The following is a 13,493-nucleotide window of genomic DNA, read 5'->3' on the forward strand; positions in this document are numbered from 1 at the left end:
AAAAAATGGTAATGACATAATTTTCAATAAAAAAAATGGGGGGATGGAAAAAATATGGAGTTAACCAAACATCTTGTCCTCAATGGTCTTAACCTCTTTTTTAGACTCACATATTGCATAATCAATATGCTCTTCAGTAATTTCATCACAAGACTGGCTGATGGCCCTATGAAGAGCGGTTTTAAGTATTTTCTCCTTCAAATCCCTACCTGAAAAGCCATCTGTCTTATCAACCAGATTGTCCACATCAAATGATGCTTCAAGAGGAAGAGTTTCAATGTTTGTCTGAAGAATCAGTAACCTGTCCTTTTTACCCGGTAAAGTAAATTCAATCTCCTCTTCAAAACGACTTCTAATGGCATAATCAAGAAGTTGTGGATTATTTGTGGCACAGATTGTAATAATGGAATCATTATCCTCGATACCATCCATCTCAGTAAGAAGTGCATTTACAATCTCTGTAACATCACCCCTAAGACTCTGATACTTACGTTCCAAACCAATGGCATCTATCTCATCGATAAATATCACAGTAGGTTTGTTGTTTCTTGCTTCTTCATACAACTCATGAATCTGCTTTGAACCATCACCAACATGATCTCCGATTAAACTGGTGGCCTTAATCATTTTGATGGGAACATCCAATTCATTGGCCAATGCCTGTGCAAGCATAGTCTTACCGGTACCAGGCATTCCATAAAATAAAATATTCTTAGGAGCCCAATTTTTGAACTTTTCCGGATTTTCAAGATATTTTGTAATAATCTTACTCTTATCCTTAGCCTTTTGTTGGCCTATAACATCATCCACCACGTACTTCTGATTCTGTATGCTTTCAATTGATTTCTTTTCAGTAGGCAATAATAAAAAGGAAGTGTTGTTTGTAATGTATGAGTTATCCGGCCTTACATCCACAATCTGATATGCAAAGTCCGGAAGCAGTTTCTGGTCAAATATGTACTGGTACTTATGTACCTTATACCCATTCCATTGGTCAGTTGCATAAATATCAAATAATTCCTTATTTGTAACCTCTATCTCCGGTGATTCAAGGTAATTGCTTTCCAATGGATAACCAACCGCCTTTAAAATAATTAGTTTCGCTTCCTTTTTCTCATTTCTTACCTCATATCTGGCCTGATTATTTATTCTATACGGATTCTCTTGTCTCACAATTTAACTCCTAAAAATTAATAGTAATATCTGCTTCTTCGTTATCTAAATTAAACTCTATGTTTTCAACACCATTATAAAGTACTTCAAATACTTCCCATAATGTGTCATTATCTGCCTTGATAATGATGGAATTTTCCTCTCTTGTAATTGATGAAATACCGGGAAAATCTCCAAACAAGTCATCCTTAATCTTGGAATATAATTCATCTGTTAATGTCATGTCATTCACATTAATTTTGATTGAATATCACTGCTGGCAATGGCACCCTGGGCTGTGGCAACGGTTATCTGTTTAATGCCACCAGTAACATCCCCTGCAGCATATGCTCCCTCAACGGATGTGGCCATGTTCTCGTCAACAATAATATATCCATATTCATTACATTCAACACCGCTTGATTGTGCAAGTTGACTGTTAGGGTCATGACCAATAGATAGGAATATACCATTTATGTCAACAGTAATCTCTTCATTAGTCTTGTTGTTGATGAGTGTTGCACTTTCAACAAATACGTCTCCATTAACACTTTTAACTTCACTGTTCCAGTAAATCTTGATATTATTGTCCTCTAAATCCTTTTGAAGTTTGGCATCACAGCGTAGTTTGTCACGTCTGTGTACAAGTGAACATTTAACGCCAATTCTGTTTAAATAAAGTGCCTCTACCGCTGCACTGTTTCCGCCGCCAACAACAAGTACCTCTTTATCCACAAAGAAATTACCATCACAGACGGCACAATAGGATACTCCACGACCAGCATATTCTTCAATTCCAGGTGCGTCTAATGATCTTACATTGGTACCGGTGGCAAATATGACCTTTTTGGCTTCAATATCCTCGTCACTTGTTTTAATGATAAAATTGTCTTTTGTTTTACTTACCTCAGATACGGGGGTAAATTCCTTTATTTCGGCATATTTTTTTGTCTGACTAGCCATCATTTCTATTAATTTCATACCCTCTATGGCCTCAAATGCAGGATAATTCTCAATAAGCGGTGCATTGTTAACGGTTCCACCAACCTGTTTTGAGTCAATTATCAGTGCATTTAGTCCTGCCCTTCCGGCATATATGCCTGCTGTAAGTCCTGCAGGACCGGCACCTATAATCACAACATCATACATGTACAATCACCTAGTTTGTTAAATTCATTATCTCTTTCTTGATTATGCTGCTCACGGTTTTACCGTCAGCCTTACCCTTAAATTTGGCCATGGCCTTACCCATCAACGGACCCATGGCACCCATTTTACGTTCAAGAATCATGGATTCATTTTCTTTAATTATCTCTTTAATGCCCTCTTCTATCACGTCATCGGATAGTTTTTCAAGGTTATTCTTTTTAACGCTTTCTTCGGCACTGATGCCATTACATGCATCTTTAAGAACTACTTCTGTTTCAGCTGCCGCTATGACATTATTATCAACCAGAGAGAATATTTCGACCAGGACATCCCTATTTAACTTACTGATATCCAAACCGTCACGTCTTAAATCTTTAAGGGTATATGCAATATCCGATGCTATTTTAACAGATTCCATATTAGGTAACTCTTTTTGAACCTCTTCAAATAAATCTGCATTGTTTTCCTGCACCAGTTGTTCTGCCAGATCCTCACTTAATCCATAACTTTCTTTTATACGTTCCTTTTTAACAACAGGTAACTCAGGTAGGTTGGATGCTATTTTTTCTACGCGTTGCTTGTCAATGATTTCTGTAGGGATGTCTGTTTCAACATACATTCTGCTGGCAGTCGGCAGTGGTCTGAGATATTCAGTATTTCCATTATCCATTGCACGCCGGGTTTCTTCCGGTACTCCGACAAGTGACTGTTTTGCTCTTTTAATAACTTCCTTCAATGCATTGTTTGCCTTGATTCTGTTACCTGATACAAGTATAAATGCATCATTTTCTCCAAGATTCAATTTGCTTTTAATCGTATCCACTTCTTCCTGGGTTATGCCGTATGCTGGTAATTCATCCGTATGGAATAATCCTTTCACACCCATTTTCTTTCCATGTTCTGAAAATTCAGTACCTAATCTGCGTCCAGGTTGAACTTCCCTTCCGATAAGTCCGTTAAATCCACGTAATATTATGGCTAACACTGCACTGTCATCTTCGGATAATGTGGATTGAACAACCTTGGACTGTGAGTTTTCCAGAAGTTCTGTTACGTCATGAATTTCTTCTTCAACTTCTGCATCTCTTTTGTCCAGGATTTCTGCAATTTCAATTAAGTTCAGTTGTCTTTCAACCTCATTTTCCACGATTGTAGGCATTAGGTCAAGGTCCTGAACACCTTTAACTTCTATTCTGGCACCATCTTTAATTGATATGTTTAAATCTTGTCTTATTGTACCAAGTCCACGTTTTACACGGGTACTTCTAAGTATTTGTCCAAGCTGGTATGCAACGGCCTTAACCTGTAACGGATGATGCATATCAGGGGATGTGGTAATTTCGGCAAGTGGTATGCCCAGCCGGTCTAGTCTGAATATGATTTTACCATCTTCTTCTCCTATACGACGGGCTGCATCTTCTTCAAGTCCCAATGTTTCAATGGTAACATTGCCATATTTTGTTTCAACATAACCGTCGGTAGCTAGTATACCTGTTCTTTGGAATCCACTTGTATTACTTCCATCAATAACTTGCTTACGCATTGTATGGAATTCATCCACTACTTTCATGTTCATAAGGCAGGCGAGGATGATTGAAATATCAACAGCTTCCTGGTTAAGTGGTGCAGGAGGTTCTTCATCCGCTTCAACTAGGCAGGTATGGTGATTGTATGTTTCATAGATAAACTGTAGGTTACGTTGTGATTCCTCGTAAGCAGCACGGTCAATTTCTCCAAGTTCACTCTGTGTTGGCCTTAATCTACGTTCCAGTCTACCTTCCGGTTGTTTATCTGTCAAGGAGTTTGGACATCTACAAAATAGTTTTGTCTGACTATCTAATTGTTGATGTATTTCAAGTCCCATCATTAATCCTAATTCTTCATAATCAAATTTATCTTCAGACATCTAAATACACCTCAATTAATTTTTTATAAAATACCTCTGGCTTAGTGTGGTGTTTATTTCACCTTTAAGATTGCTTTGCATAATGTAACGTATTTCATCACTTTCATCGCTTTGACCTACTGCCCATAATAGTTTTGTATATGCTGTTTCCGGGAGCATATCGGCCACAGGTATGACATTTTCATGAAGTAGTCTACGTCCGCTACTGTAAACGTTCATGTTTGTTCTTCCAAATAAGCATTGTGATGTCATGACAACTGGTATGTTTTCATCTGTTGCCCTTGCTATTGCCGTTATAACCTCATCGCTGCAGTGGCCCAGCCCTGTTCCTTCAATTACAAGTCCTTCATATCCCTTATCTACGTAAATGTCAATAAGTTCAGGACTGATTCCCGGATACATCTTAACCAACGCAACCTTTTCTGCCAGGTTATCGTTAATGGCAAGTTCGGTTGAATCTCTTTTGAAGTATTCTACTTCTTCATCCACCATCTTAACTTTGTTGTTGCTTATTCTTGCAAGCGGATTCATGTTGATGCTTGTAAAAGTGTCCCTACGTGAGGTATGCATTTTACGTGCACGGTTTCCTCTATGTAGGTCACATGATGGATCATCTTCTGTTGAATGCATACAGATACATACCTCGGCAATGTCTGACTTTGTCGCTGTTACAGATGCCATCAGGTTTGTAAATGCATCACTTGATGGTCGGTCTGAACTACGTTGTGCACCGGTTAATACGATTGGTACCGGCGTGTCCAACATGAAACTGAGTGCTGAAGCCGTGTAATGCATGGTATCTGTTCCATGTGCTATAATCACTCCGTCTGCGCCATTGTTTATCTCATCATAGATGCTGTTTGCCGTTTTAATCCAGTATTCCGGATTCATGTTTTCACTTAATATATTGAAAATGGCCTTTGCGTTGATATTGGCGTAATCCACTAATTCGGGTGTTGCCCTTAACAGGTCATCTGCCGTAAATGCAGGATGTACCGCTCCTGTTTTGTAATCGATTACACTTGCAACGGTTCCCCCTGTTGAAAGGATGGATAGGTTATCCTTATCACTACTTATCTGTTTGTCTACAGGATCCAATTCTATCTTCGGTTTTTCTCCGTCGGCAATTTTTTCTATTTTTGCATCCTGGATATCAACACCAATGTTGTATCCACTGTTTAATTTGATGATTAACGTGTTTTCATTTGAATAATCTGGTTTTTCAAGTAACATTCCCTTATGGGTGATGTTGTCTTTTTCTATTTTAATTATATCTCCAACGTTTATGTCGGATAATTCTAGAAAATCACGTACATATCCTTCATATACCATGTATTTACCTCGTTTCATTGATTTTTTTTTAGTAATTTATATTATAATGAGTTTTAGATAATTTTTTTCTAAAAACTTATGATTTTTTCATTTAATAATATATAGATATATGATTTTACTAGCTAATATTTTTAGCTATTTTTGATAATTTTCTTAGGTACATTGTTCTTTCATGATTCATTGCCCCTAGTTTTACTGATTGTAATTATACCTTTAAACTTATATATTAAAACTTCTAACTTATAACTTTTAACATATAAATCATTACTTATAAGTTATAACTTTTACTTTTCATAATCTAATTCTCTAATAAAATCTTCAAAAAAAAACGATTATCTTCCTTAAGATATTAAATAATCACAACAGAAATAGTTTATATCATGAGACGTAATAAGAAAATCTGTCACGTTTAAATTAATCAATTGTTTGTCAAACTAAAAAAAAGAGAAGGGGAATGTTAAATTCTATTCATTGTTTTTACTAGGAATAACCATTACCGGCACTTTGCTGTGTCTGACAACTTTTTCAGTTACACTACCCAGCAGGAATCTGTCGAGCATGTGTTTACCACTACTTGCAATGACAACCAGGTCAACATCTTCCTCTTCAGAAACTTTTAATATTACTTCTGCAGCGTTACCTTCAGTAACAGTCTTTGTAGTTAATTTAACTGACTCGTCATATTGTACTATAGGACATGTTTTGATTGTTTTTTTAACTTTTTCAAGAATTTTAACACTTTCTTCTTCCATAATCAATTCGGTTTGGGTAATTAAATCTTCTTCAGGAAGACCGGTTAAGTAAACACTATCAACCACATTTAATATGATAAGTTCTGCTTTTTCATGTTTTGCAATTTGCATTGCATGTTTAATTGCTCTTTTGGAATTTTTTGAACCGTCTGTAGGTAATAAAATTTTATCATACATTTTTTATACATCTCGATATATCGTTGTTTTATAATAATACTTATATTTCTGATTAATAATAAGATTTTTTATTCATGAAGTTTATCTTTGAATTCAAAAATGAACATAGCAAAAATTCATCCGATAAATCATAATCATGATTCGATAACACTTTCATTAAAAATAAAGTAAAGTAATATTCAAAGGTAATATTTGCAGTTAAAAAAAAGGATTATTGATAAAATGGGGGTTACAACGACTAAAAAAATGTTGGAAGGGATAATTTATGATAATGGATTATTTGCTGTTGAATAATTTCTTAGCACATCTTATTGTTTCATCATCATTTTCATTGGCTGCTTTCTTAAGATTTTTTATTATGTCAAACATCATCTTGTCAACGATACTGTGGGTCAACTGATTGAGTACCTTCACTTCTTTATCACTTAAATCAAGCATATTCAATGTCTTATCCAGCTCCTGTTTTCTTATCTTTTCTGCCTCTACATTAAGTGATGATAATATCGGAGAAATTTCCAATTGTTTGAGTGAATTTTTAAGAAGAATGGTTTCCTCCTCGATAATCGCTTCAGCCTTAACTGCTTCTTCTTCACGTTTTTTCTTGTTTTTATCGGTAACATATCTTAAATCATCGATGTTGTATAATTGAACCTTAAGTTCCCTTACATCATCATCTATATCCCTTGGATTTGCCAAGTCTAACATTACCATATTTTCAAGATGTTCTTTAGGTAGAACTTCGATTCTTTTCTTATTAATCAACGTGTGCGGTGCACCTGTAGCACTTATTAGAATGTCGATTTTATGGAGATTCTCATCCATTGAATTGAATCTGATTGCTATTCCATCCAGTTCCTTTGCAAGTTGCTGTGCCTTGTCATAGGTTCTGTTTGCAACTACTATTGCATTTGTCTGTTTTTCAAGAAGTGCCTTTGAGACTACCGTTCCCATTTCACCGGCACCTACGATAAGAACGTTCTTACCTTTCAGGCTTCCATATTTTTGTTCTATGAGTTCTACTGCTCCACTACCGACAGATACTCCCCCTTCATTGATATGCGTATTTTTTCTAATGGACTGACCTACATGTATTGCCTTTGTAAATACCTTTTCCAGTTTTGGTCCAATCGTAGCCTCTTTGATTGCATTTTTACGTGCAGTCTTTATCTGTCCGAGTATCTGATCTTCACCCATTATCATGGATTCAAGTCCTGAGGCTAATCTTAAAAGGTGGTTTATTGCAACGTCATCCTTTTCAACAATAAAGTTTGTTGTTGGTAGGGTCACATCATCATCTACAATAAGGTATATCTCGTATCTGTTACATGTCTTAAGGGTTACTTCCTCTTGTATGTTAAGCTCTTCGTGTAATTTGGAATTCAAGTCGTCTAATTTGGAATATGATTGTTCCATAGTTCCAATATCTGCGATTTTATAGTCTATTCGTATATTTAATAACATTAATTATCCCCTGTCATAATCAATAAAAATAATTCTTTTTTAATTTTTAAATAATGTTTATCAATGATTCTTGATTTTAATACTTATGCTATCTTTTTAATTATATATCCTCTTTTTAATACTTAAATAATTTGTAAAGTTAACTTAAAATTTTTCTATGATTTCTTTAACATATCTTTTTGCTTCATCAATATCATTGTTCTGGATAAGCTCTCTTACTCTTTCATCTTCATTAATCTTAAGCATGTATTCCTTTCTATCCTGCTGTGAATCCACGTTCGCTTTCAGCAATTCTCTCACATATTCCTGCAATTGAATATAATAAATATCCTCATCGGTTATGATACTTTGAATCTTTTTTCTGAGTGTTTTTGCCATTAAGGGACTTTTGGAACCGGTGTATACGGATATTGTCACGCCGCCGATATCGAATGTCGATGGAAATATCACATTGCTGATTGAAGGATCGCTAGAACAGTTGATAAGTTTATCGTTTGCTTGGAGTGCTATTTTCTCATTGAGTTCGATGTCATCTGTGGCAACAACAATCAAATCTGATTCGTCAATCAGATTGTCCAATTGATCATTGTCATAAAAATGTGCACCTTTCTCCAGAAATTCATCTTTAACGTCTTCATCAATTGATTTGGTAACTATGTTGACATTGGACTGGGCCTTTAAAAATCTTCGTGCCCTTCTTATTCCAACCGAACCTGTACCTATTATCAGTACATTCTTGTCTTTCATATCTAAATATAATGAGGTTAGTGCCATTAGATGACCTCTTTAAAAATAATTTAAAAAATAAGTATATGAATGAAACTATAATGTTTTCATCCTAAGATTTCTTATTGCAGTTTTCAAGTCATTATCTGATGATTCTAATTCGTTTTTTGCTTCATCAAATGATATGTTAAATGTATCCGCCAATGATTGTATATCCTCATCAGAATAATTTACAGTATTAACATTTGAATGTTTTAATATTTCTTCAGCTAACTGCTTTTTAAGAGTCATGTACTCATCATGGCTGATGCCGTTAGCCTGTAGTTCCATATCCCTTAGTGGGCATGGCTTTGAATCTTTACAACACCATACGAATGAACCAAAACATGTACTTGCCCCATATTTAAGTTTTGTTTTTTTGGCAAAGTCCTCTTTAATTTTTACAAATTCCTGTGGAGTCAACCCTATTTCATTAATTTTCATATGTACTGGACATGGCTTAACCGGTGGACAACAGAATGCTAATCCACGTGCATCTCCTCCTCTACATACATGAGCTGGTGCATCATCCCATCCCATTCATATCCCTCCTTATTAGTATCCAATATTTTTTATAGTTATTTATAATTTGTTAAATATCAATATTATACTTATTGAAATATATGGGTAATGTCTCCATCAAGTGCTGCACGTGCTACCGATACGCTACTTGCACCTGCGTCCAACATTTTCTGATATCGTTCATGACTTGTCACGCTATTGTTTGCTATGATATGCATATCTGTAATTGAAGCTATCCTGTTGATGATTTCATAATCCGCCTCATCTATGCCCGGGTTAAATGCATCTACATGTAAATATTTGACGGGATATGATTGAATGGATTCCACTATTTTTAATGTATCAACATCTTCTACGTTGGCCCTTATCTTTACACTAATGTCGAATGTGGTATTTTCACATAACGCGTCTATCATTTCAAGCAACAATTTCTCATTTTTGAGCAGTGCTTGACCTGCACCCGCATCCTGTGTTGCTTCTTGTCTACAATGGGCATTTATTTCCACGATATCCAATTGTGTATTTTTATATATTGCCTTGAATGAATCAGCACTAACTGCTCTCATGTTTGCCGCTATTTTTCCTTTCCATTTTGGATTATATTCTTTTATGATATCTATCTGTTCATTAATATCCTCTGATAAATGATGAGGACATGTGATAAATTCTTGCCTGTATTTTACAGAGTTTTCCAGTCCCGCTTTAAATGTCTCCAAGTCGATGTTATATCCACCTAGCGTTATGATATCTACATTTTGTTTTGTGAATTTCTTACAAAATTCACCGTCATTAATTCCTGCCATTGCTGATAATACATTCATTATACTTCACCCATATTATATCAATATTCATTAATATGTAACATAGTTAATAAGTACTTTGATAACTTTTTGTAAAAAAATATTTGATTGGAGCTTAATTAGATTGGATGTTTAATCCTTCCTAAATTCATTATACTTTCAAATAACGATTTTTAAACAAAAAAATTAAAATTAGTAAGTATGTTTTTTCATACTATTTCTTGATTAATCAGATTTATTCGAGGTCATTAAGTAATAACACTGAATCACTTGTCTTATTTGCTCTTATATCCTCTAATCCAATATCTGCTAAATCTGCAGCTCGGCCAGGGGTCTTTGCCATTCCCACGCCTGCCTTAAGTTTAACGTTGGTCTTCTCATCAACCTTTTTGAGCACTTCTCTTAATTTGTCCATGCTGATATTGTTTGATGGGGCCATGTAATTGTCTCCACCAATGAAGAAGCATAATGCATTCTCGTTTCTAAGCTCAAGCATTAATTCATACAATACATTATAAACTTTAATGGATGTGTCATAGGCATTCTCCACATCGGTCAAAGTATTTGTTATGTCATTAATGTCTATATGAGCTATCTGTACAAGACTGTCATCCTCATCTGCAAGTGAATCGATATTCAATATCTCACATCTTTCGGATGATTGTGCTCCTCCACCCTGTTGAATCATTTTTGTAGCAATTTCCTGGGCCTCATATGCAGTTTCTGCACATCCAACACCCATACTGATTGTTATAGGGTATCTGTTTCGGATTGATTCCTGAATTCTTTTATGATCCTCATAATCCATTCCATTGCTCACGGCAATTAAATTATCAAATCTGTTGAAGAAAACTATTGCATCATGTGAACCAAATTCACGTTCCAAATCTCCGTATAATCTTGATTGTAACGTTTGTAAATCAGGTTCAAACCTTGGCCCTGGAGTTACAGTCCATGGTCCATAATTATCTATCTGAATTAGTGTTATCTGTATCATTTCATCACTTAAAAAAATATTTTTAATCCCATTATTTATACTTCTTCAATAATCGTTCTACTTAGAGTTATCTTATCGTTCATGTTTTTAAGTATTATATTCTCTATTGAAACTTTGGGTATAAATTCCTCTATACTATCTTTATATTTTTCATCATTAGTATTTATTATGTAATGATTAAGGAAATCTTCATATATTTTTGCAACTGCCCTGCAATTAATCTCCATACCCTTTGCCCGCATAAACTTTGCAGCCGGACCACTAATTGAATCCTCACCTACAAGTGGGGATACGCTAGTAACATGGGTTTTTTTCAATGCATTTCTAACTCCTGGCATAGATATGATTGGATTTATTGATGTAATAGGATTTGATGGGCCTATAATGACCTGATCGGCATTTTCTAAACTTGATATCACATTGCTTGATGCTTCTACAGTATTGTACTCAATATCCACTACCTCAGGCTTTGATTGGTGTTTTATCAGAAATTCATGAAAAGACATTGTGCCCTCATTCGTATGAATTTTAACAATGCTATCCTCGTTGCTCATCGGAAGAACCCTACTGCTTATGCCTAGTTTTTCACATTGTATTTTAACGGCATCCTCAAGTGAATGTTTCTTAAGCAGCATAGTCTTCTGTATCTTTAATGCACGGTCTTTATCACCAATTCTAAGTGTTTCATCAAAACCCAATTCTACAAGTGTTTCATGTGTATGGAATGTATCGTCACGTCTGCCATACCATACATCCTCATTTATCAGGTCTGTCAGGGTATACATCACACTGTCAATATCGGCCGATACATAAACTCCGCTGAAATAATCATTTTCCAACGTATTTACAATAACAGTCAATTCTTCTGGATTTACCACTTCCTTTAATCCTTGAAGTAGCTTCGGAGTACCAGTTCCACCGGATAATACACAAATCATATCAATTACCTGAACGCGTCCATACTTTTTTCTCTAATTATCTCATCAATTGATGAATCATTAATTGAACACTTTGAAAAACGGGAATCATATCCTCTAATTAACACAAGACAAATTCCATTATCGCTTTGACCCATAAGAAGGCTTGCGGCAGAGGCCAATTCATCACCTGTAGCTTCAATAGTACTTTGCAGCTCCTGATTGTACAAGTCATAACATCCTCTAAAGTCACTGCATGGATGTATGCCGCTAACGCCTATGGCAACACCGATTGCACCGACACGCCATGCACGGCCTTGGGTATCCGAGATAATCACTGCAATATCACAGCCATATTTCTCATCAAGATATTCTTTAATTTTCTGTGCTGATTTGTCTGGATTAACAGGTAGCGGAGTAACATAACCCTCTTTGCAATTACTGTTGTCAATGCCGCTATTTGCACATATGAATCCATGTTTTGTCTCTGTTATTATCAAGCCTTCCTGGCATCTGAGGACGTCATTGGAGTTATCCAATATTATCTGACATAATTCGGCATCTTTTTTGCTAACTTCAGACATTTCAATGGCTTCTTCTGTTACTTCAACATCATCCACCTTTATGATATTTCCCTCAGCTTTGCTGACAACAGTTTCAGCAAGTACCAATATGTCATCGTCCTGTAGCTTGATGCCATTTTTCTCCAATGAATCATAAATTATCTCCGACAGATTATCATTTTCTTCAATAAGGGGAATGTCTTCTATTCCAATTAACTCTATACTCATATTATCACAGTCAACACTTTTTTTTTCAATTAACTCTAATCTCAAAGAATTTATTAGCAATTTCATTCAACTGATAAAATAATCAATTCATAATTTTTTTTTAAAAAAAATATTATAGGGTGGGGGTTATTTATTCAACGGGATTCTTATAACCGATTTCCCAGTCATCATCCTTAATAAATGCAGCACAGCTTGTTACAGGATTTGTAAATTCACTAAATGATCCTTCTCCAAATATGTATTCACATGCTTCCTGTGCATTGCTTGCTTCATATTCAACGCTTCTTGGTGAGTTGTGTTCATAAGTGGAAACATAGTATGCTTCATTAGGGTTTACTTTAATAACTTCCAGGCTGCTGTCGGTTACAATACCAATAAATCCGTTACCGTCCTTGTTGATGACTGCACCAATACGTGGCGTGTTATAGTCATCCTTTTCATAATCCATAGTCAACAATGAATATGCAAGGCTGTCTCTCAGGTTCATTCCTTCTCTTATTTTACCGGCAATAATGTCGGTATGTGAACCATTTGTAATTACACATACATCATCAATTATGTCAACACAATTGTAGCTTATGTATGGATTTTTATAGATGTCTCCTTCTGAACCTTCTGTAGGTACAATTGCCACCTTGTTGTCATTCACTACTGATTTACGATTTGGAAATGATCTACTTGACACACGATATGATGCATAAGTTCCATTTTCATTACTTCCAATTGATATTATTCTTCCAAGATACATGTCTAATCAACTCCTAATTTAATG

At 35.3% G+C, this 13,493-nt stretch carries 14 protein-coding genes; all 14 read right to left on the bottom strand.

Going from position 1 to position 13,493, the window contains the following annotated elements:
• Positions 1-60 precede the first annotated feature (60 nt).
• The 14 genes from AW729_RS08565 to AW729_RS08630 all read right to left on the bottom strand — a co-directional run bounded on the left by AW729_RS08565 (position 61) and on the right by AW729_RS08630 (position 13,469).
• Positions 61-1,173 (bottom strand): AAA family ATPase, encoded by a 1,113-nt coding sequence (locus AW729_RS08565; protein WP_236951221.1) that lies wholly within the window; start codon positions 1,171-1,173, stop codon positions 61-63.
• Positions 1,174-1,183: 10 nt separating this feature from the next.
• Positions 1,184-1,396 carry a hypothetical protein gene (locus AW729_RS08570; protein WP_112124724.1) on the bottom strand — a complete coding sequence of 71 codons (213 nt, stop codon included), beginning with the start codon at positions 1,394-1,396 and terminating at the stop codon, positions 1,184-1,186.
• A 5-nt stretch (positions 1,397-1,401) separates the two neighbouring features.
• Entirely contained in the window at positions 1,402-2,301 is a 900-nt protein-coding gene (locus tag AW729_RS08575; RefSeq protein ID WP_112124725.1) for an NAD(P)/FAD-dependent oxidoreductase, read from the bottom strand.
• Positions 2,302-2,311: 10 nt separating this feature from the next.
• Positions 2,312-4,207 (bottom strand): Glu-tRNA(Gln) amidotransferase subunit GatE, encoded by a 1,896-nt coding sequence (gene gatE, locus AW729_RS08580; RefSeq protein WP_112124726.1) that lies wholly within the window; start codon positions 4,205-4,207, stop codon positions 2,312-2,314.
• Between the two features lie 15 nt (positions 4,208-4,222).
• The gene (gene gatD / locus AW729_RS08585) at positions 4,223-5,539 is read right to left on the bottom strand and encodes a Glu-tRNA(Gln) amidotransferase subunit GatD (RefSeq protein ID WP_112124727.1); all 1,317 of its coding nucleotides are present in this window, start codon (positions 5,537-5,539) and stop codon (positions 4,223-4,225) included.
• A gap of 464 nt (positions 5,540-6,003) precedes the next feature.
• The gene (locus AW729_RS08590; RefSeq protein WP_112124728.1) at positions 6,004-6,468 is read right to left on the bottom strand and encodes a universal stress protein; all 465 of its coding nucleotides are present in this window, start codon (positions 6,466-6,468) and stop codon (positions 6,004-6,006) included.
• 276 nt (positions 6,469-6,744) lie between these two features.
• Positions 6,745-7,929 carry a glutamyl-tRNA reductase gene (hemA, locus tag AW729_RS08595; protein ID WP_112124729.1) on the bottom strand — a complete coding sequence of 395 codons (1,185 nt, stop codon included), beginning with the start codon at positions 7,927-7,929 and terminating at the stop codon, positions 6,745-6,747.
• 144 nt (positions 7,930-8,073) lie between these two features.
• Positions 8,074-8,703 (bottom strand): bifunctional precorrin-2 dehydrogenase/sirohydrochlorin ferrochelatase, encoded by a 630-nt coding sequence (locus AW729_RS08600; RefSeq protein WP_112124730.1) that lies wholly within the window; start codon positions 8,701-8,703, stop codon positions 8,074-8,076.
• 48 nt (positions 8,704-8,751) lie between these two features.
• Complete coding sequence (locus AW729_RS08605; protein ID WP_112124731.1) at positions 8,752-9,234, bottom strand: methanogenesis marker 9 domain-containing protein; 483 nt, start codon at positions 9,232-9,234, stop codon at positions 8,752-8,754.
• Between the two features lie 71 nt (positions 9,235-9,305).
• Positions 9,306-10,037 carry a tRNA-dihydrouridine synthase gene (locus tag AW729_RS08610; protein ID WP_112124732.1) on the bottom strand — a complete coding sequence of 244 codons (732 nt, stop codon included), beginning with the start codon at positions 10,035-10,037 and terminating at the stop codon, positions 9,306-9,308.
• A gap of 214 nt (positions 10,038-10,251) precedes the next feature.
• Positions 10,252-11,013 (bottom strand): GTP cyclohydrolase III, encoded by a 762-nt coding sequence (locus tag AW729_RS08615; RefSeq protein WP_112124733.1) that lies wholly within the window; start codon positions 11,011-11,013, stop codon positions 10,252-10,254.
• Between the two features lie 35 nt (positions 11,014-11,048).
• Positions 11,049-11,951 (bottom strand): 2-phospho-L-lactate transferase, encoded by a 903-nt coding sequence (gene cofD / locus AW729_RS08620; protein ID WP_112124734.1) that lies wholly within the window; start codon positions 11,949-11,951, stop codon positions 11,049-11,051.
• 5 nt (positions 11,952-11,956) lie between these two features.
• Entirely contained in the window at positions 11,957-12,721 is a 765-nt protein-coding gene (locus AW729_RS08625; RefSeq protein WP_112124735.1) for a coenzyme F420-0:L-glutamate ligase, read from the bottom strand.
• Positions 12,722-12,851: 130 nt separating this feature from the next.
• Entirely contained in the window at positions 12,852-13,469 is a 618-nt protein-coding gene (locus tag AW729_RS08630; protein ID WP_112124736.1) for an IMP cyclohydrolase, read from the bottom strand.
• Positions 13,470-13,493 lie beyond the last annotated feature (24 nt).

Origin of the sequence: Methanosphaera sp. BMS, from assembly GCF_003268005.1 — an archaeon.
In the GTDB taxonomy this organism is placed as follows: Archaea; Methanobacteriota; Methanobacteria; order Methanobacteriales; family Methanobacteriaceae; genus Methanosphaera.